At 68.5% G+C, this 23,551-nt stretch carries 22 protein-coding genes; 8 read left to right on the forward strand and 14 right to left on the reverse strand.

Translation table 11 applies throughout. The annotated features are described in order from the left end of the window. Nucleotide 1: 1 nt before the first annotated feature. The 11 genes from nuoK to NA8_RS03005 all read right to left on the reverse strand — a co-directional run bounded on the left by nuoK (nt 2) and on the right by NA8_RS03005 (nt 11,636). The gene (gene nuoK, locus NA8_RS02955) at nt 2-301 is read right to left on the reverse strand and encodes an NADH-quinone oxidoreductase subunit NuoK (protein ID WP_063048808.1); all 300 of its coding nucleotides are present in this window, start codon (nt 299-301) and stop codon (nt 2-4) included. Next, complete coding sequence (locus NA8_RS02960; protein WP_063048809.1) at nt 298-1,128, reverse strand: NADH-quinone oxidoreductase subunit J; 831 nt, start codon at nt 1,126-1,128, stop codon at nt 298-300. Before NA8_RS02960 ends, nuoK begins: the two co-directional genes overlap by 4 nt. Further along, nucleotides 1,125-3,035 carry an NADH-quinone oxidoreductase subunit NuoH gene (gene nuoH / locus NA8_RS02965; protein ID WP_084466475.1) on the reverse strand — a complete coding sequence of 637 codons (1,911 nt, stop codon included), beginning with the start codon at nt 3,033-3,035 and terminating at the stop codon, nt 1,125-1,127. The genes NA8_RS02960 and nuoH overlap by 4 nt, the downstream gene beginning before the upstream one ends. After that, the gene (locus NA8_RS02970) at nt 3,028-5,565 is read right to left on the reverse strand and encodes an NADH-quinone oxidoreductase subunit G (protein WP_084466476.1); all 2,538 of its coding nucleotides are present in this window, start codon (nt 5,563-5,565) and stop codon (nt 3,028-3,030) included. Before NA8_RS02970 ends, nuoH begins: the two co-directional genes overlap by 8 nt. Then, a complete protein-coding gene (gene nuoF, locus NA8_RS02975; RefSeq protein ID WP_063048810.1) occupies nt 5,562-6,884 on the reverse strand; it encodes an NADH-quinone oxidoreductase subunit NuoF in 1,323 nt (440 codons plus the stop codon). The genes NA8_RS02970 and nuoF overlap by 4 nt, the downstream gene beginning before the upstream one ends. Further along, nucleotides 6,881-7,651: an NADH-quinone oxidoreductase subunit NuoE gene (gene nuoE / locus NA8_RS02980; protein ID WP_084466477.1), complete on the reverse strand. Its 771-nt coding sequence runs from the start codon at nt 7,649-7,651 to the stop codon at nt 6,881-6,883. Before nuoE ends, nuoF begins: the two co-directional genes overlap by 4 nt. Next, nucleotides 7,648-8,982, reverse strand: a complete 1,335-nt coding sequence (gene nuoD, locus NA8_RS02985) for an NADH dehydrogenase (quinone) subunit D (RefSeq protein ID WP_063048811.1) — start codon at nt 8,980-8,982, stop codon at nt 7,648-7,650. The genes nuoE and nuoD overlap by 4 nt, the downstream gene beginning before the upstream one ends. Further along, nucleotides 8,982-9,758 carry an NADH-quinone oxidoreductase subunit C gene (locus NA8_RS02990; RefSeq protein ID WP_174550030.1) on the reverse strand — a complete coding sequence of 259 codons (777 nt, stop codon included), beginning with the start codon at nt 9,756-9,758 and terminating at the stop codon, nt 8,982-8,984. Before NA8_RS02990 ends, nuoD begins: the two co-directional genes overlap by 1 nt. Then, a complete protein-coding gene (locus NA8_RS02995) occupies nt 9,755-10,309 on the reverse strand; it encodes a NuoB/complex I 20 kDa subunit family protein (protein ID WP_040866749.1) in 555 nt (184 codons plus the stop codon). The genes NA8_RS02990 and NA8_RS02995 overlap by 4 nt, the downstream gene beginning before the upstream one ends. 51 nt (nt 10,310-10,360) lie before the next feature. Then, nucleotides 10,361-10,741, reverse strand: coding sequence for an NADH-quinone oxidoreductase subunit A (locus tag NA8_RS03000; protein ID WP_062969000.1), 381 nt, complete (start codon nt 10,739-10,741; stop codon nt 10,361-10,363). Between the two features lie 475 nt (nt 10,742-11,216). Next, entirely contained in the window at nt 11,217-11,636 is a 420-nt protein-coding gene (locus NA8_RS03005; protein WP_063048913.1) for an Rv3143 family two-component system response regulator, read from the reverse strand. Nucleotides 11,637-11,778: 142 nt separating this feature from the next. Between NA8_RS03005 and NA8_RS03010 the strand changes: the two genes are divergently transcribed. The 3 genes from NA8_RS03010 to NA8_RS03020 are packed head-to-tail and all read left to right on the forward strand — an operon-like array spanning nt 11,779 to nt 15,345. Further along, the gene (locus NA8_RS03010; RefSeq protein WP_063048812.1) at nt 11,779-13,320 is read left to right on the forward strand and encodes a hypothetical protein; all 1,542 of its coding nucleotides are present in this window, start codon (nt 11,779-11,781) and stop codon (nt 13,318-13,320) included. Between the two features lie 4 nt (nt 13,321-13,324). Continuing rightward, nucleotides 13,325-13,768, forward strand: a complete 444-nt coding sequence (locus tag NA8_RS03015) for a hypothetical protein (protein ID WP_063048813.1) — start codon at nt 13,325-13,327, stop codon at nt 13,766-13,768. Further along, on the forward strand, nt 13,765-15,345 hold the full coding sequence (locus tag NA8_RS03020; protein ID WP_063048814.1) for an FHA domain-containing protein: 1,581 nt from the start codon (nt 13,765-13,767) through the stop codon (nt 15,343-15,345). The genes NA8_RS03015 and NA8_RS03020 overlap by 4 nt, the downstream gene beginning before the upstream one ends. Before the next feature lie 40 nt (nt 15,346-15,385). Here NA8_RS03020 and NA8_RS03025 read toward each other — a convergent pair whose 3' ends face one another. Both NA8_RS03025 and NA8_RS03030 read right to left on the reverse strand, forming a co-directional pair. Beyond that, on the reverse strand, nt 15,386-16,240 hold the full coding sequence (locus NA8_RS03025; RefSeq protein WP_063048815.1) for a class I SAM-dependent methyltransferase: 855 nt from the start codon (nt 16,238-16,240) through the stop codon (nt 15,386-15,388). 65 nt (nt 16,241-16,305) lie between these two features. After that, nucleotides 16,306-17,175 carry a LysR family transcriptional regulator gene (locus NA8_RS03030; protein WP_245663651.1) on the reverse strand — a complete coding sequence of 290 codons (870 nt, stop codon included), beginning with the start codon at nt 17,173-17,175 and terminating at the stop codon, nt 16,306-16,308. Nucleotides 17,176-17,325: 150 nt separating this feature from the next. Between NA8_RS03030 and NA8_RS03035 the strand changes: the two genes are divergently transcribed. From NA8_RS03035 to NA8_RS03055, 5 genes are read left to right on the forward strand one after another with little or no spacing between them, the layout of a single operon-like run. After that, complete coding sequence (locus NA8_RS03035; protein WP_063048817.1) at nt 17,326-18,768, forward strand: form I ribulose bisphosphate carboxylase large subunit; 1,443 nt, start codon at nt 17,326-17,328, stop codon at nt 18,766-18,768. A 21-nt stretch (nt 18,769-18,789) separates the two neighbouring features. After that, nucleotides 18,790-19,212: a ribulose bisphosphate carboxylase small subunit gene (locus NA8_RS03040; RefSeq protein ID WP_043691098.1), complete on the forward strand. Its 423-nt coding sequence runs from the start codon at nt 18,790-18,792 to the stop codon at nt 19,210-19,212. Continuing rightward, the gene (locus NA8_RS03045; RefSeq protein ID WP_063048818.1) at nt 19,202-20,206 is read left to right on the forward strand and encodes an AAA family ATPase; all 1,005 of its coding nucleotides are present in this window, start codon (nt 19,202-19,204) and stop codon (nt 20,204-20,206) included. Before NA8_RS03040 ends, NA8_RS03045 begins: the two co-directional genes overlap by 11 nt. 15 nt (nt 20,207-20,221) lie before the next feature. Further along, nucleotides 20,222-21,313: a class 1 fructose-bisphosphatase gene (locus tag NA8_RS03050; RefSeq protein WP_063048819.1), complete on the forward strand. Its 1,092-nt coding sequence runs from the start codon at nt 20,222-20,224 to the stop codon at nt 21,311-21,313. 11 nt (nt 21,314-21,324) lie between these two features. Further along, complete coding sequence (locus NA8_RS03055; RefSeq protein WP_063048820.1) at nt 21,325-22,203, forward strand: phosphoribulokinase; 879 nt, start codon at nt 21,325-21,327, stop codon at nt 22,201-22,203. Nucleotides 22,204-22,244: 41 nt separating this feature from the next. On the opposite strand, the gene dinB is transcribed toward NA8_RS03055, so the two are convergent. Beyond that, nucleotides 22,245-23,480 (reverse strand): DNA polymerase IV, encoded by a 1,236-nt coding sequence (gene dinB / locus NA8_RS03060; RefSeq protein WP_063048821.1) that lies wholly within the window; start codon nt 23,478-23,480, stop codon nt 22,245-22,247. Nucleotides 23,481-23,551: the final 71 nt, after the last annotated feature.

A 23,551-nucleotide genomic window follows, 5' to 3' on the forward strand; every position in this document is an offset into this window, starting at 1 on the left:
GTCAGAACTTCAACAGGTTGGCGTCGTCGACCGAGGTCGAGCGGCGGGCACGGAAAATGGTCATGATGATGGCCAGGCCGACGACGACCTCGGCCGCGGCGACCACCATCGTGAAGAACGCGAACACCTGACCGTCCAGGTCGGCGTGCATCCGGGCGAAGGTGACGAACGCGAGGTTCACCGCGTTGAGCATGAGTTCGATGCACATGAACACGACGATGGCATTGCGCCGCAGCAGCACTCCGGCCGCGCCGATCGTGAACAGCAGGGCGGACAGGAACAGGTAGTTCTCGGGATTCACCGGTTGCCTTCCTCGTCGCTGGGGTTGTCGGTCCCGTCCGCTGTGGGCGTGGTGCCGACCGAGATGACGGCCGCTTCGGTGAGCGCCCTGGTGCGGCGGTGCCGCAGGATGGTGCTGACCGACAGTTCCTCGAACGACCCGTCGGGCAGCCGCGCGGGGACGTCCACCGCGTTGTGCCTGGCGTAGACGCCGGGGGTGGGCAGCGGGGTCGCGCGGTGTCCTTTCTCGCGGAACCGGCGACGCGACAACTCGCGCTGATCGGTACGAGGCCCGAACTGCTCGCGGTGGGCCAGCACCATGGCGCCGATGGTGGCGGTGATCAGCAGAGCTCCGGTGAGTTCGAAGGCCCACACGTAGCGCAGGAAGATCAGCTCGGCCAGTTCGGCGATCACGTTGCGGCCGGGAAATCCGGTGGCGGGAAAGGTGATCCCGGATTCGCGCACGCCGTGGGCGATGCCGCCGCTGAGCAGCAGCCCGAAGCCGGCGCCGACCGCTGCGGCGGCCAGCCGCTGGCCCCGGATGGTTTCCCGCAGTGATTCGGCGGAGTCGACGCCGACGAGCATCAGCACGAACAGGAACAGCATCATGACCGCGCCGGTGTAGACCACGATCTGCACGACGCCGAGGAACAGTGCGTCCTGGGCGATGTAGAACGCGGCCAGCGCGATCATCGTGGCGGCCAGGCACAGCGCGGAGTGCACCGCTCGGGATGCGAACACCATACCGAGGGCGCCGAGTACGGCCAGCGGGGCGAGGATCCAGAATTGGACGGTCTCGCCGGTGGAGGCGCGGGTCAACGGCTCCGCCGCCAGGATCAAGTCGGTCACCGTGTCGCTCCTTCCGCGGCCGCCGCGGCCGGTTGCCGCGGTGTCTCGCCCGGCCGGGGGACCGCCGTGGCGCCGTTGGGGGCCGGCGCGTCGCCGGGTACCCGGCCGAGGTAGTAGTCCGCTTCGTCGGCGCCGGGGTGCATGGCGTGCGGCGGCGCGCTCATCCCGGGCTGCAGCGGCGCCAGCAACCGATCCTTCTCGTAGATCAGGTCGGCCCGGTTGTCGTCGGTCATCTCGTAGTCGTTGGTCATCGTGAGCGCCCGGGTCGGGCAGGCCTCGATGCACAATCCGCAGCCGATGCAGCGCAGGTAGTTGATCTGGTAGACCCGGCCGTACCGTTCACCGGGCGAAAACCGTTCGGTCTCGGTGTTGTCGGCGCCTTCGACATAGATCGCGTCGGCGGGGCAGGCCCACGCGCACAGCTCGCAGCCGATGCACTTCTCCAAGCCGTCGGGATGCCGGTTGAGCTGATGCCTGCCGTGGTAGCGCGGCGCGGTCGGCGTCTTCTGCTCCGGATAGAACTCGGTGTTCGGCTTCTTGAACATGGTCGCGGCGGTGACCGCGAACCCTGCCAGCGGGTCGAGCAGACCGGCCTTGGTGCGGGTGGCGTCGCGCGCGTGCGCGTCGGCGGGCAGCGGCGGCACCGGGAACCCGAGGAAGACCGTCGAATCGGTGGGATCCGCGGCCACGGGTTCCTCGACCGGCGGCGGTGTTCCCATGGCCCGGCCCGCCCGCAGGAACTGCAGCACCAGCAAGCCGGTGACCACCAAGCCGCCGATCACCAGGATCGGAGTCTGCACCGGGTACCCCTCGGCCTGCAGCACCCGTGCGGTGGCCACCACCATGACCCAGGCCAGCGAGGTCGGGATCAGCAGTTTCCAGCCGAGATTCATGAACTGGTCGTAGCGCAGCCGGGGCAGTGTGCCGCGCAGCCAGATGAATACGAACAGGAACGTCCAGACCTTGGCGGTGAACCACAGCACCGGCCACCAGCCGGAGTTCGCGCCGTCCCACATGTTCAGCGGCCACGGTGCGTGCCAGCCGCCCAGGAACAGGGTGGTGGCCAGCGCGGAAACCGTTCCCATGTTGACGTATTCGGCCAGCATGAACATGGCGAACTTGAGCGAGGAGTACTCGGTGTGGAAGCCGCCGACCAGCTCGCCCTCGGCCTCGGGCAGGTCGAACGGCGCCCGGTTGGTCTCGCCGACCATCGAGACGCAGTAGATCAGGAACGACGGCAGCAGCAGGAACACATACCAGGTGCCCTCCTGCGCGGACACGATGCCGGAGGTGGCCATGGTGCCGCCGAGCAGGAACACGGTCGCGAAGCACAGCGCCATCGCGATCTCGTAGGAGATCACCTGCGCAGTCGAGCGCAACCCGCCCAGCAGCGGATAGGTGGAGCCCGACGACCAGCCGGCCAGCACGATGCCGTAGACGCCGATGGAGGTGATCGCGAGGATGTACAACACCGCCACCGGCAGATCGGTGAGCTGCAGCGGGGTGGTGACGCCGAAGAACGACACCTCGGGTCCGAGCGGGATCACCGCGAACGCCATGAACGCCGGCACCACCGCGATGACCGGTGCCAAGATGTAGATCGGCTTGTCCACGATCGCCGGGACGATGTCCTCCTTGAGGGCCATCTTCACGCCATCGGCGATGCTCTGCAGCGACCCGAAGGGGCCGGTCCGGTTCGGGCCGATCCGCATCTGCATGCGTGCCACGATCTTGCGCTCCGCGAGCACCGCGATCAGCGGAATCAACATCAGATAGACGAAGATGGCCAGGGCCTTGACGATCACCAGCCACAACGGGTCGTGTCCGAAGCCCGCGGGAGTGTACGGATCGGAGGCAGCGGCGTGCGTGACCGTCGACGCGGTGACGAGCGTGGCGAGCTCACTCATGACGGTGCTCCTTCATCCTCTCGTCGGCGTGCCGCAGATGCACGATCGCGCCGGGCTGGACGGCGAGCTGCTCGGCGATGGAGCAGCCGGGCGAGTGCTGCGGCAGCCACACCACGCGGTCGGGCAGGTCGCTGATCATCAGGGGGAGCGTGACCGCGCCGCGGCTGGAGGCGACGGTGACCGGATCGTCGGGTTGGACGCCGAGTTCGGCGGCGGTGGCGGCCGACAGGCGCACCATGGGCGGCCGGGCGATGCCCGCCAGATTCGGTTCGCCGTCCTGCATGCGTCCCGCGTCCAGCAGCATGCGCCAACTGGCGAGCACCGCGGTGCCGGGTTCGGGCCGCGGCAGCGGATGCGGCTCGTGCGTGGGCGCGGTGACGGGCGCGCCGTCCCACGCGCCGAGTTCGTCGATTTCGGCGCGCGCGGACTCGACGTCGGGCAGGCCCAGACGCACCGACATCTCCTCGGCGATGGCGTGCAGCACACGTTGATCCGACAGCGGCGCGGACCGGCGCCGCACCATGTCCTCGCCGAGCGCGGCGGCGAACGGGCGAGGCCTGCCCTCCCAGGTGCGGAAGGTGCCGGATTTCTCCATGGCCGCCGCCACCGGGAACACCACGTCGGCGCGCTCGGTGACCGGGCTGCGGCGCAGCTCCAGGCTCACCACGAACCTGGCCGCGTCGATCGCGGCCAGCGCGGCGGCCGGGTCGGGCAGGTCGGCGACATCGACCCCGCCGATGACCAGTGCGCCGAGGCCGGACGCGGCCTCCAGGATGGCCGTTGTGTCGCGGCCTGCGCCGACGGGCAGTTCCGGAACGTTCCAGACGGCTCGAACCTGTTGGCGGGCACGGGGATCGGCGACCGGCCTGCCCCCGGGGAGCAGGCCGGGCAGGGTGCCCGCTTCGACCGCGCCGCGTTCGCCTGCCCGGCGCGGCACCCAGGCGAGGGCGGCTCCGGTCTCGTCGGCGAGGCGCACGGCGGCCGACAGTGCGCCCGCGACCCCCGCCATCCGCTCACCGACCATGATCACCGCGCCGGGTTCGCGCAGCAGCCGCGCCAGATCGGCCAGCTGGGCGGGATCCGCCCCCGGCGTGGTGATCTCGCCGGCTCGGATGGCGTCGAGCAGATGCGGTTCGGCGCCGGGCACGGCGCGCATCAGCCGCCCGGACATGCGCTCGAGCCCGCGCGAGGAGTACGGCGCCAGCGAGTAGATCGGCAGGCGGCGCTTACGCGCGGCCTTACGCAATCGGAGGTAGACGATCGGCGACTCTTCTTCGGGTTCGAATCCGACGAGCAGGACGACCGGTGCGGCCTCCATGCTGTCGTAGGTCACCGTGGCGGACCGGCCCGCGACGCGGGCGGCGAGGAAGTCGGCCTCCTCCGCCGAATGCGCGCGGGAACGGAAGTCGATGTCGTTGGTGCCGAGGGCGACTCGTGCAAACTTGCCGTAGGCATAGGCGTCCTCTTCGGTGACCCGGCCGCCGACGAGCACGCCGGCGTTGCCGAACGACGCGGCCAGTCCCTCGGCGGCCGCGGCCAGCGCCTCCGACCAGGAGGCCGGGGCGAGCGCGCCGTCCCAGCCGCGCACCAGCGGGGTGGTAAGCCGGTCGGGTTCGGTGGCGTAGGCGAACGCCCAGCGGCCTTTGTCGCAGTTCCACTCCTCGTTGACCTGCGGGTCGTCCCCGGCCAGCCGGCGCAGCACCTTGCCGCGCCGGTGGTCGGTGCGCTGCGCGCAACCGGAGGCGCAGTGCTCGCAGACGTTCGGGCTGGACACCAGGTCGAACGGACGCGCGCGGAATCGGTAGGCGGTGCCGGTGAGGGCGCCCACCGGGCAGATCTGCACGGTGTTGCCGGAGAAGTAGGAGTCCAATGGTTCGGCCTGCGCGGTGCCGACTTGTTGCAGCGCGCCGCGGTCCATCAGCTCGATGAACGGATCGCCCGCGATCTGCTGGGAGAAACGGGTGCAGCGGGCGCACAGCACGCAGCGTTCCCGGTCCAGCAGCACGGCTGTCGACAGCGGAATCGGTTTCGGATAGGTGCGTTTGCGTCCGTCGAACCGGGATTCGGGGCGGCCGGTGGACATCGCCTGGTTCTGCAGTGGGCACTCGCCGCCCTTGTCGCATACCGGGCAATCGAGCGGATGGTTGATCAGCAGTAGCTCCATCACGCCCTCCTGCGCCTTGTCGGCCGCGGGAGAGGTGAGCTGGGTGCGCACCACCATGCCGTCGGTGACGGCCATGGTGCAGGAGGCGACCGGTTTGCGCTGTCCCTCGACTTCGACCAGGCATTGACGGCAGGCGCCGACCGGGTCGAGCAGCGGATGGTCGCAGAAGCGGGGGATCTGGATACCGATCAGTTCGGCGGCCCGGATCAGCAGCGTGCCGGGCGGCACGCTGACGGCGGTGTCGTCGATCGTCACGGTCACCAGGTCGGCGGGCGCAGCCCCGCCGGTGCGGTCGCCCACCGTGGCAGGCCCACTCGTCGCCCGGCCGCCACCCCTGATCGAATCGCTGCGCGATACCGGTTTCATCGGACCTCTTCTCCTGACTCGGCCCACGCGGTGGAGCGCGCCGGGTCGAATGGGCATCCGCCGAGCCGCAGGTGTTCGGCGTACTCCTCGCGGAAGTACTTCAGCGAGGAGATGATCGGGCTGGCCGCGCCGTCGCCGAGGGCGCAGAACGACTTGCCGTTGATGGTGTCGCTGATGTCGAGCAGCTTGTCCAGATCGGAGGTGACGCCCGCGCCCGCTTCGATCCGTTGCAGCAGCTGCACCAGCCAGTAGGTGCCCTCCCGGCACGGGGTGCACTTGCCGCAGGATTCATGGGCGTAGAACTCCGTCCAGCGCAGCACGGCGCGCACCACGCAGGTGGTGTCGTCGAAGATCTGCAGGGCCTTGGTGCCGAGCATGGATCCCGCGCCCGCGACGCCTTCGTAGTCCAGCGGCACGTCGAGGTGTTCCTCGGTGAACAGCGGCGTGGACGAGCCGCCCGGTGTCCAGAACTTCACCCGGTGCCCGGCACGCACGCCGCCCGCATAACCGAGCAGTTCGCGCAGCGTGACGCCCAGCGGCGCCTCGTACTGCCCCGGCCGGGCCACGTGCCCGGACAGTGAGTAGAGGGTGAATCCGGGCGACCTCTCGCTGCCCATCGAGCGGAACCACGCGATGCCGTTGCGGATGATGGGCGGCACGCTGGCGATGGATTCCACGTTGTTCACTACGGTCGGGCAGGCGTAGAGACCGGCGACAGCGGGAAACGGCGGGCGCAGGCGAGGCTGGCCGCGGCGGCCTTCCAGCGAGTCCAGCAGCGCGGTCTCCTCGCCGCAGATGTAGGCGCCCGCCCCGGCGTGCACGATCAGTTCGAGGTCGTAACCCGAGCCGAGGATGTCGTGCCCGAGGAAGCCCGCCTCGTAGGCCTGCGCCACCGCGGCCTGCAGCCGTCGCAGCACCGGCACCACCTCGCCGCGCACGTAGATGAACGCGTGCGCCGCGCGGATGGCGTAGGCGGCGATGACCACGCCTTCGATCAGCGCGTGCGGCGAGGCGAGCATGAGCGGAATGTCCTTGCAGGTGCCGGGTTCCGACTCGTCGGCGTTCACCACCAGGTAGTGCGGTTTCGTGACGCCGTCGGGCCCGGGGCCCTGCGGGATGAAGCTCCACTTCATGCCGGTGGGGAAGCCCGCGCCGCCGCGGCCACGCAGGCCCGCGTCCTTGACGGTCTGGATGATCTGGTCCGGTTCCATCCGCAGAGCGGTGCGTAGCGCCTGGTAGCCGTCGTGGCGCAGATAGGCGTCCATCGTCCAGGACCGCGGATCGTCCCAGTGGGTAGTCAATACCGGTGTGAGCGTCATCGCGGGCCCTCCGGATCCGCTTGCGGCACAGGGGCTTGCATGCCCTGTTCGCGGGCGATCCGCAGACCGGCGAGCGTGGCCTCGCCCGCGGCGCCGTCGAGCGCGCCGGGGCGCTCGTCCGGGAACCCGGCCAGGATGCGCGCGGTCTGCTTGAACGTGCACAGCGGCGCGCCCCTGGTCGGGGTGACCTGCTCGCCGGCGCGCAGCGCGTCCACCAGGGCGCGCGCGGATTCGGGGGTCTGGTTGTCGAAGAACTCCCAGTTGACCATCACCACCGGCGCGAAATCGCAGGCCGCGTTGCACTCGACGTGCTCGAGCGTGATCGATCCGTCTGCCGTGGTCTCGCCGTGCCCGATGCCGAGATGGTGCTCGAGCGTGGCGAGGATGGCATCGCCGCCCATCACCGCGCAGAGCGTGTTGGTGCACACTCCGACGTGGTAGTCGCCGGTGGGTGTGCGCCGGAACATCGAGTAGAAGGTGGCCACGGCGGTGACTTCGGCGCCGGTCAGGCCCAATTGCTCGGCACAGAACTCGATCCCGGTGCCGGTGACGTAACCCTCCTCGGACTGCACCAGGTGCAGCAGGGGCAACAGCGCCGAGCGCGGATGCGGATAGCGCGCGATGATCTCCTTGGCGTCGGTCTCGAGTCGTTCGCGCACGAAGGGCTGATAGGGCTCGGGCCGGGTGCCGAGCTTCAGCAGGACTTGCGTCCCGCCCGGCACGCGGCCACCGCCGTCGGTGGATTCGCTGTTCGATGTCGGGTTCATCGGTCCACTCCGCCCATGACCGGGTCGATACTGGCGACCGAGGCGATGACGTCGGCGACCATGCCGCCCTCGCACATCGCCGCGACCGCTTGCAGATTGGTGAACGAGGGGTCGCGATAGTGCACCCGGTAGGGCCGGGTGCCACCGTCGCTGACCATGTGCACGCCCAGCTCGCCGCGCGGCGACTCCACCGCCGTGTACACCTGGCCCGCGGGGACGCGGATGCCTTCGGTGACGAGCTTGAAGTGGTGGATCAGCCCCTCCATGGAGGTGCCCATGATCTTGCCGATGTGCCGGGGCGAGTTGCCGAGTCCGTCCGCCCCGACCTGGAGGTCGGCAGGCCAGGCGATCTTCTTGTCATCGATCATGACCGGGCCGGGCCGCAGCCGGTCCAGGCACTGCTCGACGATCTTCAGCGACTCCTTCATCTCCTCCACCCGGATGACGTAGCGGCCGTAGCAGTCGCACCCGCTGGTGGTGGGGACGTCGAATTCGTAGTTCTCGTAGCCGCAGTAGGGCTGGGCTTTGCGGATATCGTGCGGCAGACCGGTGGCGCGCAGCACCGGTCCGGTGATGCCGAGGGCCATGCACCCCTGCAGGTCGAGATAGCCGATGTTCTGGGTGCGCGCCTTCCAGATCGGGTTGGCGGTGAGCAGGTGTTCCATGTCGCGCAGCCGTTTGGGCAGCAGTGCGAGCAGTTCGCGTACCTTGGTGACCCCGTTGTCGGGCAGGTCCTGGGCCAAGCCGCCGGGGCGGATGTACGCGTGGTTCATGCGCAGTCCGGTGATCGTCTCGAACACGTCGAGGATCAGCTCGCGTTCGCGGAAGCCGAACAGCATCGGAGTCAGCGCGCCGAGCTCCATGCCGCCGGTGGCCAGGGCGACCAGATGCGAGGAGATGCGGTTGAGTTCCATCAGCAGCACGCGGACGATCGTGGCGCGCTCCGGGATCTGCTCGGTGATGTCGAGCAGTTTCTCCACGCCCAAGCAGTAGGCCGTCTCGTTGTAGAACGGCGACAGGTAGTCCATGCGGGTGACGAAGGTGACGCCCTGGGTCCAGTTGCGGAATTCGAGATTCTTCTCGATCCCGGTGTGCAGGTAGCCGATTCCGCAGCGGGCCTCGGTGACCGTTTCGCCTTCGATCTCCAGGATCAGGCGCAGCACACCGTGCGTGGACGGGTGCTGCGGGCCCATGTTGACGACGATGCGTTCCTCGCCCGCGCCCGCCAGCGTCTCGGCCACCTGGTCCCAGTCCTGCCCGGCCACGGTGACCGTGACGGGCTCGGGTGCGACGCCCTCGGCGACGCCGGGCGCGGTGTCGGTGTCGTTCATCAGCTGTAAGCCCTCCGCTCGTCGGGCGGCGGGATGCGCGCGCCCTTGTATTCGACCGGGATCCCGCCGAGCGGGTAGTCCTTGCGCTGGGGATGGCCGCGCCAGTCGTCCGGCATGGTGATCCGGGTCAGCGAGGGGTGCCCGTCGAACAAGATGCCGAAGAAGTCGTAGGTCTCGCGCTCGTGCCAGTCGGTGGTCGGGTACACCTCGTAGAGCGAGGGAATATGCGGGTCCGCGTCCGGTGCGGAGACCTCCACCCGCACGCGGCGGTTGTGCGTGATCGACATGAGGTGATAGACGGCGTGCAGTTCACGGCCGGAATCCTCCGGGTAGTGCACCCCGTTGACGCCGAGGCAGAGTTCGAAACGCAGTGCGGGATCGTCGCGCAGCGCGCGCGCCACCGGCAGCAGCTGCTCCCGGTGCACGTGCAGGGTGAGCTCGCCGCGGAAGACGATCACCTTCTCCAGCGCCGCGTCCGAGCGGGTGCCGGCGGCGGTGAGGGCGGCGCGCAGCGCGTCGACCACTTGGTCGAAGTACCCGCCGTAGGGGGCGGGCGTGCTGCCGGGCAGAGTGACCGGGCGGACCAGGCCGCCGTAACCGGAGGTGTCGCCGGTGCCTGTGACGCCGAACATGCCGCGGCGCACCCCGATCACGTCGGCTCCGCTCTGCGCGGAATCCTCTTCCGGCAAAGTGCCTTCGGGGCCCGCTGTGGCCGCGGCGTCGATCGCGTCGTGCGCGGGCGGGATGTCGGTGTCGTCGGGGGTGTCGAAGGTCATCGCAGCAGACCCTCCATTCGGATGGTCGGCGTCGAGGCGAGCGCGGCCTGTTCGGCGGCGCGGATGGCCTCTTCGCGGTTGACGCCGAGCGGCATCTGCTGAATCTTGGCGTGCAGTGCCAGGATCGCGTTCAGCAGCATCTCCGGCCGGGGCGGGCAGCCGGGCAGGTAGATGTCGACCGGCACCACATGATCGACGCCCTGCACGATGGCGTAGTTGTTGAACATCCCGCCCGACGAGGCGCAGACGCCCATCGCCAGCACCCATTTCGGTTCGGTCATCTGGTCGTAGACCTGGCGCAGGACCGGGGCCATCTTCTGGCTCACCCGGCCCGCGACGATCATCAGATCCGCCTGCCGCGGTGAGGCGCGGAATGCTTCCATGCCGAAGCGGGCGATATCGAAGCGGCCCCCGCCGGTGGCCATCATTTCGATGGCGCAGCAGGCCAGCCCGAAGGTGGCCGGCCATAGGGAGCCCTTGCGCAGGTATCCGGCGAAATCCTCGACCGTGCTCAGCAGGAAGCCGCTGGGCAGTTTTTCCTCGAGACCCATGTTCTACTGACTCGCTTCCACTCGTCTGCTACGAATTCGGTTGCGCGGCACTCAGTCCCAACTGAGACCGCCGCGCTTCCACTCGTAGGCGTAGGCCACCGAGACGTTGACGATGAACAACGCCATCGCGGCGAGACCGAAGAGACCGAGCGCATCGAAGTGGACTGCCCACGGGTAGAGGAACACGATCTCGATGTCGAAGATGATGAACAACATCGCGGTGAGGTAGTACTTCACCGGAAAGCGTTGTCCCGTAACGTTTCCGGGACCCCCGGCCACGGCATGCGGGGTGGGTTCGATCCCGCATTCGTACGGTTCCAGCTTCGCCCGATTACGCCGCTTCGGCCCGACCAGGGCCGATAGGGCGATGGAGAACAGCGCGAACGCCGCCGCGATCGCGCCGAGTACGAGCGTCGGCACCTCGATATTCACGACTGCACTTCCCCTCTTGCGAGCTGCAGCTGATAACAGCGTCCGAGGCGGGCTGACGTCGGTGTCCGCCTCGGACGGACTCGCCCCTCGGCTCCACTCGGAACCGGTCATTCCTGGATCCGGTTCCATGTGAGGTAGGGCACAGCCTACAACCGAACGGTCGCTCCGCAGCGGGTTTGGGCCCGCCGTTTGATCGAATTCAGTACAAGCATTTATGACCGAAACGGTGGTAATCCGCGCGAGCGCTCCCGACGTTGGGTGAACGGTCAGTTGGCTGGTGGCCGATCGCGGATACCGCGACGTCGAATGTGGTCCCGAGCGGGCTCAGAGTCGGCGACGGCGACAGATGCGCGGTGTCCGGGAGTGCTACCGGGGGGAACTCGGGAACGGGTTTTCTCCGCGCCGAAGTGTGCTCGGGGAAGGTCCGTGACTAATTCATGATCGCTATGAATTGCACGAGGCGGGGCCTCGGTGTTCAGGCCGTGGAACGGCTACGCAGCAGCGCGACAACGGCCTCGGTCAGCCGGAGCGGATCGATGGGATGCGCCACCGCGGCCTCCGCGCGGGACCAGTTGGCCAGCCACGCGTCGTCCGGCCGCCCGGTCAGCACCAGAATCGGCGGACACGCGTCCACTTCGTCCTTCAATTGCTTGGCGATGCCGAGTCCGCCGGTCGGGCTCGCCTCACCGTCGAGAACGGCCAGGTCTATGCCGCCGGCATCCATCTGCGCGATCACCACCGCACCGGTGGCGACCTCGAGGTACTCGAACTCCGGTAACTCCGGGCTGGGACGCTTGCCCAAGGCCTGGATCACTTGGCGCCTGGTGTCGGCGTCGTTGCTGTATACGAGAACCCGCAGAGGGGTGGAACGAGGGGAATCGGCCACGAACGGCATGGTACGTCCGCGAGGGCGGACCGCGTGGCAGGTTCGGCGCAGATCGTTGCGCGCGCGTCGTGCACCGCGCGTCAGCAGCGGCATCGTCAGCCGAAAGCCGATGACAAGCAGTTGATAGGAATCTGCCGGTAGAGTCCGGCCGATGCGGGGAGATATCACGCAGGCCCTCGTCGACACCGACGTGTGGACCGACGAAATGCTGGGCAGCGCCGGGATTCCGGTGATCGACGTGCCGTTCGTGACCATCGGCAGCGGAATCGGATCGTTCGTCACCTACGACACGCTCCGGATCTTCGGCGTGCCCGCCGAGGCGATGGCGGTGCTCGGACCGCAGGAGCACCCCTGGGCCTCCTACGAGTACCTGACCCGGGTCTCGCAGATTCCGCGCGGCGAGCGCCTGCGCAGCGACTCGGCCTCGATGCCGGACAACATCTGGGGCTTCCCCTCCTACGCGGTGCGGGAGGCCATCGCGGACAAGTCGATCAAACCGCTGTGGAACGTCTTCGTGGAGCCCATCTTCGCCAATTACTACACCCCGCGCGCGGGCCAGGCGTTCGCCGCCATGGAGCGGGAGTTCCACCGCATCGGCTACGCCCGCTCCCTGCATCGCGGCCAGGTACGCATGGTCCGCAAGCGCCACGGTGGCGGATACTTCACCATCCTCACCCCGCCGGCGGGTGCGGCGCCGACCAAGCGGGTCGCCTTCCGCAGCACTTATGTCCATGTGGCGGTGGGGTATCCGGGTCTGAAGCTGCTGCCGGATCTGCAGGAGTATCGCGAAACCCATCGTGACCCGACGCGGGTGGTCAACGCCTACGAGCCGCACGAGCACGTCTACCAGGCGCTGCAGCGGCGGCCGGGTACCGTGCTGATCCGCGGCAGCGGGATCGTGGCCAGCCGCGTCCTGCAACGGCTCATCGACGACCGGGACAAGTACCGGCTCGACACCCGCATCCTGCACCTGTTCCGCACGTATGTCGCCGGCCCGCACGGCAAGAACGTCTTCAGTAGGCGCAAGGGCGGCGACGGATGGGCCTATCAGGGGTTCAACTACCCGAAGTCGGTGTGGGGCGGTCAGTTGAAGCAAAAAGTGCGCAACCTGCAAGGCGAGGAACGGGCGCGGGCGTACAAGGAGATCTCCGGCACCAATACCCCGATCCGGGACAACTGGCAGGAACAGTTGCGCCGGGGCCGCCGGGAGGGGTGGTATCAGGTGATGGCGGGCACGATGCGGGCTCCGCGCCCGGCCGAGGGACGCCAAGGCGTGGTCGCGACGATTCTTCCGGATGCCACTGCGCCGCTGCCGTTTCCGCCGCCGACGCAACCGCTCGACACGACCGTCGACTACATCGTCGACTGTACCGGGCTGGAAGCCGACATCCGCGAGCACCGTCTGCTTGCCGACCTACTCGACCATGCCGGTGCCGGGCGCAATCCGCTGGGCAGGCTCGACGTGGACACCTCGTTCGAGCTGATCGGCACTCGCAGCGGCACCGGACGGATGTACGCCTCCGGCAGCGCCACGCTCGGCGGGCCGTTCGCCGGCGTGGACACCTTCCTCGGGCTGCAGATCGCCGCGCAGGAGATCGCCGACGATCTGGCCGCGGTCGGGTTCTGCCGCAGGATGGGTCCGCTGCGCTCGACGCGGCAATGGTGGCTGTGGGTTACGAACGAGAAGATCTGAGCACATGCTTCCTACCTTGAACGGGCGAATCCAGACCCGTCTTCTCGCGCTGAGTGTGATCGGCTTGGTCGTCGCGCTGATCATCACTCCGTTTCTGCCGACCGGCTCGTCGAGCATCGGTCAGGCGTACCGGGTGACGTTGTCGGTCCTGCTGGCTACCGTTCTGGTGGGTGTGCTGTGGGAATTGCTCTACCATTTCCTCCAGCAATTCCGCTGGGAGAAAGACTGGCCGACTTTGTTCGGTCTGGTCACCATCGTCAACGAGGGGGCGCTGATGTGGATCCTCGTGCGCCACACCACGGTGGTGTTGCCCGAGCATCTGCGTCCGTCGGCCGCGGCGTTCGGCATCCAATTCGTCCTCACGTGGATCGTCTTCTGGCTCATCGTCAACGGGCCGATGCGGGTGGTGTTCCACCGGTGGCGGTTCCAGGGCGGCCGGTTCCTGTGAGCGCGCAGATCGAGGTGCTGCCCGGCGCCCATCTGGTGGCGAGTGCGAGCGGCGTGGTCGTGGTCGTCGCGCACCGGGGCGACAGCGCCGTCACGGCGGAGACGGTGGCGGCCCGGACGATGACGGCGCTGCTGGACATCGTGCGTGAAGCCGTCGCGCGCGACCGGCGCCGCAGCGGGCGCGCGGTGGCGCGGCTGGCCACGACGTGGCTGATGAGCCTATCCAACGGTGAGGAGGACGAGGTCGAATTCGGGGTGATCACGCCGGTGGACGACGGTCTCGCGGTGTTCCTGCACGGTGGGGTCACCGCGGTCCTCGCCGGTCCCGGCGACCCGGAGGTGCTCCGCGGCCGGGACGCCGGATTCACCGTCGACCGCATGGTGACGCCCGCGCCTGTCGATGGCGCGGGGTTGTTCGTGGACGAGGCGGGCTGGGCCGCGGAATCCCTGCCGGGGCGCGGGATCTTCGCGCTCGGCGAGGGGACCGCCCCGGGGTCGGGCGCGGTGCGGTGGCCGGGTGCGATCGACGGCGAACCGGATAGCCAGGGCGTCTTCGGGTCCATGCGGCAACCTCGATCGGCGCACGAGCCGCCCCCCGCCGAGCCCCGGGCGACCTGCGCGCGGGAGCGCGGCCCGGCACCCCGCCGAACGGCGCAGCCGCAGCCCCTGGAAGTACGAGCAGCGGCCGAACCGCCAGTCGTCCCGGAGCCGCCCTTGGTCGTGGCGCCGCAACCGCACCCTGCCACGGGACCGCAAATCGCGCAGCAACCGCATCGTCCGGCGACCCAGCCGGGTGCCGAGCAGGTGTCCGGAACATCGCCACAGCGGGCGCCGAGCCTGCGCAAAGGCGAGGAATCCGGGGACGCCGCAACAGAAGTCGATCTCCAGGCGGCGCCGCGGCGGGCAGCGCCACGCGAAGGCACGACACCTCCGGTCGCACAGCCGGTACCGCCGGGTTCCGAGCAGGGGCCGGCGCGGCCCGCCCATCGCACCGATCGGGAGTACGCGATCGCCAACGACGCGAATCTCGCCGAGACGATGGTGCCCTCCTCCGAGGCCGTCGCGGACGCGCTCGGCTCGACCGGCTCGAACCCGCTGGGGCGCCGGGTGATCGTGCACGGCTTCCAGTGCGCACGGCATCATCACAACGATCCGCGAGTGTCGTTCTGCGCGGTGTGCGGCATCCGGATGGATCAGCTCACCTGTGTGCTCAGCGAAGGGGTGCGCCCACCGCTGGGTGTGCTGCTACTCGACGACGGCACGTCGTTCGTGCTGGACAACGATTGCGTTCTCGGTCGCGAGCCGGAGTATTCGGCGGCGGTCGCGCGTGGCGCCCGCCCGATACGGCTGGAGGACAGCTCCGGCGGGATGTCGCGAGCACACGCGGAGATCCGTCTCGTCGACTGGGACGTCACGGTCGTGGACGGCGGTTCGACCAACGGCACCCACATTCGTCATCCCGGTCGTCAGGATTGGGTCCGGGCGGCCCCCGGCCTGCCGGTAACCCTCGCACCCGGCGCCCAGATCCAACTGGGCGGTCGCGTTCTGACCTTCGACTCCCAGCACGGCCAGCTGTAACGGCGGGCCGCAGCGTCGATCGGCACGGCTGCGGCCGCGGTCAGGCGTGGCGGAAGCGGATGATGCCCGACCAGGGGTTGCGCATGGGTTTGCGGGCGTCGGGCTGGGGCAGATAGGTGAACGGGCGTAGGTACCAAGGTGCACGGCGGAACTTGCGGGCGTGTACCACCAGGTTCTCCAACTCGATCGGTTGCCAGCCGAGGTCTTCGAAGAAGCGGACACCGTTGGGCGGCTCGAACTTCATCGGCGCGTTGGCGAAGGTGTCCCCGGAACGCATCTTCTTCATGCCCAGGCTCAGGTCGAGCAGCCACCACGCGATCTCCGGACGGGTCAGGGCATCCGCCAGCTCGGTGACCGTAGGCGGATCGAGGTACATCAGTAGCCCCTCGGTGAGCACCAGGGCCTTCGACGCACGGGCGGTGACCGGGCCGATCGCGCCGAGCGCCTCGTCGAGGAACTTCCCGCGGGCGTCGGGGTCGGCCAGATCGACCGCTCGGCGCACGAGCACGCAGTGCGGCGTCTCACCGGCGAGCGCGTCGTTCTTCTCGGCCACGATCTCGGGCAGGTCCGCCTCGATCCAGAGCAGCTCGGCCGGGAGCTCGAGCCGATAGGGGCGGGTGTCCAGGCCGGCGGCGAGGTTGAGCACACGGTCGCATCCCTCGGCGATCGCTTTCGCGACGAGGTCGTCGATCAGCTTGGTCCTGGTGACGATCGGCCACCCGTCCCGCATCATGGGAGGTGCGCTGTCGGCGATGGCATGGCCGCGTTCTCCGGCCAGCCGGTCGGCGAGCGGATCGCGGAACAGCGCGTCCCGGCGCGTCGTTTCGCGCGCACGGTAGGCCGCGACCCAGCGCGCGGTGTCGGACACGTTGGACGGTACGTCCCCTCGGGTCATGGCAGCCAGTCTGTCACATCCATCCGGCGATTCTGCGCGCCCGCTCGTCCCGCCCAGGAGAGGGATCAACCGGAGTGGAAGGCGTCGGAGCCGACCTCGGACGGGTCGAGCAGATGGGTGAGGAACAGCCGGGTGGTCGGCGTCGGGGTGCGGGTGGTGATGGCATGCCACGGACGGTCCAGCGGGGTGCCCTCGACCGGCAGCACGCGCAGGACACCGTTCTCCAGATCCTGGGAGATGGCATCGCTGTGGATCAGCGTGACGCCCAACCCTTCTCGAGCGGCGGCCAGGACGGCGCCGTGCGAACCGAGGGTCAGCGTGGCCGGTTCGATCCGGAGCTGGTCGAGCAGACCGAGTGTGGCCTCGCGGGTGCCCGAGCCGCGCCCGCGCAGCAGCCAGGTGGCGTGCAGCGGATCGAATTCCGGCAGGCCGACCACGACCAGGCTGCTCGGCCTCCGGGCGCGCACCACCAGCCCGGTGTCGCGCGGTGGGCGGCCCGCGATGACGAGATCCGTTTCGTGATGCTGCAATTCGAGGAAAAGCGCGTCGCGCGGATGCACCGACAGGCTCAGTTCGATGTCGGGGAACCGGCGGCGGAACGACGCGAGCGGCCGCAGCAGAACGTATTCACCCGCGGTGGCGACCACGCCGATCCGCAGGCGCCCGGTCTCGGCGCGGCGCACGGCGGCCTGCGCCTCCTTCATCAGCCCGAGGATGCCGCGGCAGTATTCGGCGTAGACGCGGCCTGCCTCGGTGAGCGTGATGCCGCGCCCGGACTTCGCGATCAGCTTGGCCCCCAGCTGTTTCTCGATATGCGCGACAGCCGCGGAGACGGCGGCTTCGGTGATGTGCAGTTGCGCCGCGGCGCGGCGAATGCCGCCGTGGCGGGCGACGGCCAGGAAGGTTTCCATCCGTGCCGCGCTCACCGTACCCATCGAACGACGGTAACAAACTCGAAGAAAACGTTGAGTATCCCGAGAAACAATCAAATTGTTTGTCGGGATCCGGCCCGTCATCCTGGAAATCCCAAGGCACGCCCGTTCGCCCGGGTGCGGGTGTTCCGCAGTGGCACAGCAGGAGGAACGATGGCCGAAGAAATCGAACGCGACCGCTGGGATCCGGGTGTCCAAACCTATGCCTCGATGGGGTATTACGCGCCCGACTACCAGCCGACGGAGACCGACGTGCTCGCCGTGTTCCGGGTGACCCCGCAGCGCGGCGTCGATCCGATCGAGGCGGCCGCCGCGGTGGCGGGTGAATCCTCCACGGCGACCTGGACGGTGGTGTGGACCGACCGGCTCACCGCGCACTCGCGCTATCAGGCGAAGTGCTACCGCATCGACGAGGTCCCCGGGCGGCCGGGCGAGTACTTCGCCTACATCGCCTACGATCTCGACCTGTTCGAGGAAGGATCGATCACCAACCTGACCTCGTCGATCATCGGCAACGTGTTCGGTTTCAAGCCGCTGCTGGCGCTGCGGCTGGAGGACATGCGCATTCCGGTGGCATACGTGAAGACGTTCCAGGGGCCGCCGCACGGCACGGTGATGGAACGGGAATATCTCAACAAATACGGTAGGCCCCTGCTCGGTGCGACGGTGAAACCGAAACTCGGGCTATCCGCGCGCAATTACGGGCGGGTGATCTACGAGGCGTGCAAAGGCGGTCTGGATTTCACCAAGGACGACGAGAACATCAACTCCCAGCCGTTCATGCGCTGGCGCGACCGATACCTGTTCGCGATGGAGGGCGTCAACCGCGCGATGGCCGAGACCGGCGAGATCAAAGGCCACTACCTCAATGTGACCGCGGCGTCGATGGAGCAGATGTACGAGCGCGCGGAGTTCGCCAAGGAGCTCGGCAGCGTTGTCATCATGATGGACCTCACCGTCGGATTCACCGCGATGCAGTCGATGTCGCACTGGGCGCGGCGCAACGGGGTGCTGCTGCACCTGCATCGCGCCGGGCATTCCACCTACACCCGGCAGAAGACGCACGGTGTCAGCTTCCGGGTGCTGGCCAAGTGGTGCAGGCTGATCGGCGTCGATCATCTGCACGCGGGCACCGTGGTAGGCAAGCTGGAGGGCGATCCCGCGACGACCAAAGGGTTCTACGACACTTTGCGGGACAACCACATTCGGACCGAACCGGCCAACGGGATCTTCTTCGACCAGTACTGGGCGAGTCTGCCCGGCGTGATGCCGGTGGCCTCGGGCGGCATCCATGCCGGGCAGATGCATCAGTTGCTCGACCTGTTCGGCGACGACGTGGTGTTGCAGTTCGGCGGCGGCACGATCGGACATCCGCTCGGCATCGCCGCGGGCGCGGAGGCGAACCGAGTCGCGCTGGAGGCGGTCGTACAGGCCCGCAACGAGGGTCGTGACCTGCTGAAGGAGGGGCCCGAGGTGTTGCGCAAGGCGGCCGAGATCTGCCGCCCGCTCGACGTCGCGCTCGCTACCTGGGGCGATGTCACCTTCGATTACACCTCCACCGACGCGCCGGACGCCGTACCGACGGCCAGCCGCTGATCATCCCGGAAGGACGAGCCGATGTATCTACGGCACGGAACATTCTGCTACCTGCCGCCGCTGACCGATGAGCAGATCGCCGCCCAGGTGCGCTACGCGCTGCTCAACAGCTGGCCGGTATCCATCGAATACACCGACGATCCGCATCCACGCAACGCCTACTGGGAGATGTGGGGACTGCCGCTGTTCGACCTGGACGAGCCCGACGGTGTACTGGCCGAGATCAATGCCTGCCGAGCTACTTTCCCGCGGCATTACGTGCGGGTGCTGGCCTACGACGCACGCTACACCAGGCAGACGACAGCGCTGAGTTTCCTGGTGCAGCGGCCGCCCGACGAGCCCGGCTTCGTGCTGACCCGCACCGAGGGCCCGGACCGCAGGCAGACCTACGGCCTGCACTCGTATGCCACTACCGTGCGCCCGGGAGACCGGTATGGCGGCTGAGCACAACGGCTCCGGATTCCGTCTGCACCGGCCGGGGACCGACGCCCCCGGCGCGGTGCGGACGGCGCCCGCCGATTCGGAGGCGCCGGAGATCCTGGGCGAGGACGCGATGCTGGATCTGGCGGCCGACATCGCAGGCCACGACGTCGAGGAGACGTTGCGCAGACTGGACGCGGAACTGATCGGCCTGGCCCCGGTGAAGCGGCGGGTGCGCGAGATCGCGGCGCTGCTGCTGATCGACCGGGCGCGGCAGCGATTCGGGCTGACTTCGTCGCGGCCGACCATGCACATGAGCTTCACCGGCGGTCCGGGCACGGGCAAGACGACGGTGGCGTTGCGGATGGCGCAGATGCTGCATGCCCTCGGCTACATCCGCAAACCCAAGGTGCACACCGTCACTCGTGACGATCTGGTGGGCCAGTTCATCGGGCACACCGCCCCTAAGACGAAGGAGGCGCTGGCCAAGGCGGCGGGCGGCGTGCTGTTCATCGACGAGGCCTACTACCTGTTCCGGCCGGAGAACGAACGCGACTACGGGCAGGAGGTGATCGAGATCCTGTTGCAGGAGATGGAGAACGAGCGCGCCAGCCTGGTGGTGATCTTCGCGGGATACCCGGACCGGATGGACCGCTTCTTCTCCGCCAACCCGGGCCTGTCCTCGCGGGTGGCCCACCACTTGGAGTTCGCCGACTACACCCATGCCGAGCTGCTGGGCATCGCCGCACTCATGGTGGCCGCGGAGAACTTCCACTTCGACGACGCGGCGCGCAGCGCTTTCGGGGAGTACCTGGAACGCCGGATGGCCCGTCCGCGCTTCTCCAACGCGCGCAGCGTCCGCAACGCGCTGGACCGCTGCCGGTTGCGGCAGGCCAAGCGGCTCGTCGAACTGCGCAGACCGCTGACCAAGACCGATTTGATCACGCTCACCGATCAGGATGTCTACGGCAGCAGCGTGTTCACCGACCCCGGGCCCACCGCGCGAGCCCCCCGGTGACGAGATCGAGGCGCTATGCCAGAAGGACTGAAGACCCTCACCCGCTACACCATCGAGCAGGAGCATCGGCATCCCGGATCGTCCGGTGAGTTCTCCGCCCTGGTGAACGTGATCGCGACCGCGACGAAGATCGTCGCCAATCAGGTCACCCGCGGCGCGATCGTCGGATCGCTCGGCGGCCCCTCCGAGCCGGGCAACCCGCCGGCGAAGGTGCACCGCGAACCGGACGCGATCGCCAACGACATCATGGTCGCCGAAACCCAGTGGACCGGCCATCTTTCGGCGTTGCTCTCCGAACAGATCAGCGAGATCCATCCGGTGCCCGCCACGCATCGGCGCGGAAAATACCTGCTGGCGTTCGATCCCCTGGACGGTTCGTCGAACATCGACGTGAACCTTCCGGTGGGCACGATCTTCAGCGTGCTGCGCGCGCCCGTGCGGGACACGGGGTCGCAGGACGGCCCGGCCGCGGACGACTTCCTGCAGCCCGGTGTCGAGCAGGTGTGCGCGGGGTTCACCCTGTACGGGCCCGCGACCATGCTGGTGCTGACCACCGGCAGCGGCGTGGACGGGTTCACCTTGGACCGGGAGATCGGCGCGTTCGTGCTGACCCACCCGCGGATGCGCATTCCCGAGGACACCTCCGGTTTCGCGATCAACGCGGCCAACGAGCGCTTCTGGGAGCGACCGGTGCGCCGCTATGTGCACGAGTGCCTGGACGGCGTGGACGGGCCGCGCGAGCGGGATTTCAACATGCGCTGGGTGGCATCGCTGGTCGCCGACACCTTCCACATCCTCACGCGCGGCGGGGTGTACCTGTATCCGCGCGACACCCGCCCGCCCGCGCGTCCGGGGCGGGTGGCGTTGCTCTACGGCGCCAACCCCATCGCGTTCATCGTCGAACAGGCCGGTGGCGCGGCGACCACCGGCAGCGAGCGGGTGCTGGAAGTGCTGCCCGGCGAGGTCCACCAGCGGGTGCCGCTGATCTTCGGCTCCCGCAACGAAGTGGAGCGCATCGAGCGGTATCACCGTCAACCCGACGAGGGGCCCAGCTTCGACAGTTCGCTGTTCGGCAGGCGGTCGCTGTTTCGTCCGGCCCAGCGCTGAAGAGGAGAACCATGTCGGTCAAGCACCCGGTCGTCGCGATCACCGGATCCTCCGGGGCGGGGACCTCCAGCGTGACCCGGACCTTCCAGGAGATCTTCCGCCGCGAGGGGATCAATGCGGCCGTCGTCGAGGGCGACGCGTTCCACCGTTACGACCGCAACGAGATGAAACTGGCCATGGCCGAGGCCGAGCAGACCCGCAATCTGCGGTTCTCGCATTTCGGTGAGGAAGCCAACCTGCTGAAGGAATTGGAGACGCTGTTCCGCGACTACGGCGAGACCGGCGTCGGGACCGTGCGTCGTTATTTGCACGACGAGGCCGAGGCCAAACCCTACGGTCAACCGCCGGGGACCTTCACACCGTGGGAGGAATTGACGCCGGGCAGCGACCTGCTGTTCTACGAGGGCCTGCACGGCGCGGCGGTCACCTCCACCGTCGATGTGGCCCGGTACACCGATCTGCTGGTCGGCGTCGTGCCGATCATCAATCTGGAGTGGATTCAGAAAGTGATCCGGGACAAGACCGAGCGCGGCTACTCCAGTGAGGCCGTGATCGATACGATCCTGCGGCGGATGCCGGACTACGTCACCTACATCTGCCCGCAATTCTCCCGCACCTACGTCAACTTCCAGCGCGTGCCGACGGTGGACACATCCAATCCGTTCATCGCGCGCACCATTCCGACGGCGGACGAGAGTTTCGTGGTGATCCGGTTCGCCGACCCGAAGGTGATCGACTTCCCCTATCTACTGTCGATGCTGCACGACTCGTTCATGTCGCGGTCGAATTGCATCGTGGTGCCCGGCGGCAAGATGGAGCTGGCCATGCAGCTGATCTTCACGCCGCTGATCCTTCGGTTGATGGACAAGCGGCCGAAACGGTCGTACTGAGGGATGCCGCGGCCGCCGTTCGGTATCGCGAGCGCTGTGGGTCAGTCGGGGAGGAGGGGGGCCGAGAGGCCCTCGCCCCGGTGGAGGAGGGCGGCGCGGGTGACGGCGGCGGAGCCGAAGCGCTTGCGCAAGTCGTCGAGGGTCGCGTCGAGGGTGTTGCTGGCGCGGGCCTCGAAGGGCAGCGAGAGTTGGACGGTGTCGGCGTCGTCGAGGTTGGTCAGCGCCAGGCCGATCAGGGTGAGGCCGCGTTCCTGGATGAGCGGCATCGCGCCGGTGAGCAGAGCGCGGGCCGCGAACAGGATCGTCTCGGTGTGGTCGGTGGCCTCGGCGAGGGTGTGGGAGCGGGTGGCCCGGGTGAAATCGTCGAAACGTAGCCGCAGCACCACCGTTCGGCACACCCGGTCGGCGGCGCGCAGCCGCCTGCCCAGCCGATCGGTGAGCCCGTGCAGGTAGGCCTCGATCTCGTCGGAAGGACGGCGCTTGCGCCCGAGGGCGCGCTGGGCGCCGATCGAGCGCCGCCGCCTGCCGGTCTCGACGCGTCGGGGATCACGCGCCCAGGACAGGGCATAGAGGTGGCGTGCCGCGGCGGGACCGAGTATCGCCCGCAGCGGGCGCTCGCCGAGTTCGGCCAGCTGACCGACCCGGGTGATGCCGTGCTCGTGCAGCGTGCGCGCGGTGACGTCGCCGACACCCCAGAGTCTCTCCACCGGCAGCGGATGCAGGAACTCCAGTTCGCCGTCCGGCGGGACCAGCCGCAACCCGTCGGGCTTGGCGACGGCGCTGGCCACCTTGGCGAGGAACTTGGTGCGGGCGATGCCCACGGAGATGGGCAAGCCGACCCGGTCGCGGACCTGCGCGCGCAGTTGCGTCGCGATGGCTACCGGCTCGCCCGCGATCCGGCGCAGCCCGCCGACATCGAGAAAGGCCTCGTCGATGGATATGCCCTCCACCACGGGCGTGGTGTCGCGGAAGATCTCGAAGACGTCCTTGCTCGCCTCGGCGTAGGCGGACATCCGCGGCGGCACCACGATCGCGTGCGGGCACAACCGGCGCGCCTGCCCGCCGTTCATCGGCGTGCGCACCCCGAACGCCTTCGCCTCGTAGCTCGCCGCCAGGACCACGCCGCCGCCGACGATCACCGGCTTGCCGCGCAGTCGCGGGTCGTCACGCTGCTCGACCGAGGCGTAGAACGAGTCGAGGTCGGCATGCAGGATCGATGCCTCCGGCCGCGCGAGTATCCGGGGCCTGCGGGGGACGGACGCATCGGACACGAACATATGTTCGCATAAGCCACCGTCTGACGTGTCGACCCTGGGCTGCTCGGATTGCCCGCCGAGGCGCCCGTAGC

Source organism: Nocardia arthritidis NBRC 100137 (genome assembly GCF_001612765.1).
GTDB lineage: Bacteria > Actinomycetota > Actinomycetes > Mycobacteriales > Mycobacteriaceae > Nocardia > Nocardia arthritidis.

What these genes read in the sequence shown, in the direction of transcription:
- NA8_RS03025 (WP_063048815.1), bottom strand. Translation starts at nt 16,240, where the DNA reads ATGACCCGAGGGGACGTACCGTCCAACGTGTCCGACACCGCGCGCTGG.
- NA8_RS03035 (WP_063048817.1), top strand. Translation starts at nt 17,326, where the DNA reads ATGGCCGAAGAAATCGAACGCGACCGCTGGGATCCGGGTGTCCAAACC.
- NA8_RS02970 (WP_084466476.1), bottom strand. Translation starts at nt 5,565, where the DNA reads ATGAAACCGGTATCGCGCAGCGATTCGATCAGGGGTGGCGGCCGGGCG.
- NA8_RS03030 (WP_245663651.1), bottom strand. Translation starts at nt 17,175, where the DNA reads ATGGGTACGGTGAGCGCGGCACGGATGGAAACCTTCCTGGCCGTCGCC.
- NA8_RS03050 (WP_063048819.1), top strand. Translation starts at nt 20,222, where the DNA reads ATGCCAGAAGGACTGAAGACCCTCACCCGCTACACCATCGAGCAGGAG.
- nuoE (WP_084466477.1), bottom strand. Translation starts at nt 7,651, where the DNA reads ATGAACCCGACATCGAACAGCGAATCCACCGACGGCGGTGGCCGCGTG.
- NA8_RS03010 (WP_063048812.1), top strand. Translation starts at nt 11,779, where the DNA reads ATGCGGGGAGATATCACGCAGGCCCTCGTCGACACCGACGTGTGGACC.
- NA8_RS03005 (WP_063048913.1), bottom strand. Translation starts at nt 11,636, where the DNA reads ATGCCGTTCGTGGCCGATTCCCCTCGTTCCACCCCTCTGCGGGTTCTC.
- dinB (WP_063048821.1), bottom strand. Translation starts at nt 23,480, where the DNA reads ATGTTCGTGTCCGATGCGTCCGTCCCCCGCAGGCCCCGGATACTCGCG.
- nuoH (WP_084466475.1), bottom strand. Translation starts at nt 3,035, where the DNA reads ATGAGTGAGCTCGCCACGCTCGTCACCGCGTCGACGGTCACGCACGCC.
- NA8_RS03015 (WP_063048813.1), top strand. Translation starts at nt 13,325, where the DNA reads ATGCTTCCTACCTTGAACGGGCGAATCCAGACCCGTCTTCTCGCGCTG.
- nuoD (WP_063048811.1), bottom strand. Translation starts at nt 8,982, where the DNA reads ATGAACGACACCGACACCGCGCCCGGCGTCGCCGAGGGCGTCGCACCC.
- nuoF (WP_063048810.1), bottom strand. Translation starts at nt 6,884, where the DNA reads ATGACGCTCACACCGGTATTGACTACCCACTGGGACGATCCGCGGTCC.
- NA8_RS03040 (WP_043691098.1), top strand. Translation starts at nt 18,790, where the DNA reads ATGTATCTACGGCACGGAACATTCTGCTACCTGCCGCCGCTGACCGAT.
- NA8_RS03055 (WP_063048820.1), top strand. Translation starts at nt 21,325, where the DNA reads ATGTCGGTCAAGCACCCGGTCGTCGCGATCACCGGATCCTCCGGGGCG.
- NA8_RS02995 (WP_040866749.1), bottom strand. Translation starts at nt 10,309, where the DNA reads ATGGGTCTCGAGGAAAAACTGCCCAGCGGCTTCCTGCTGAGCACGGTC.
- NA8_RS02990 (WP_174550030.1), bottom strand. Translation starts at nt 9,758, where the DNA reads ATGACCTTCGACACCCCCGACGACACCGACATCCCGCCCGCGCACGAC.
- NA8_RS03045 (WP_063048818.1), top strand. Translation starts at nt 19,202, where the DNA reads ATGGCGGCTGAGCACAACGGCTCCGGATTCCGTCTGCACCGGCCGGGG.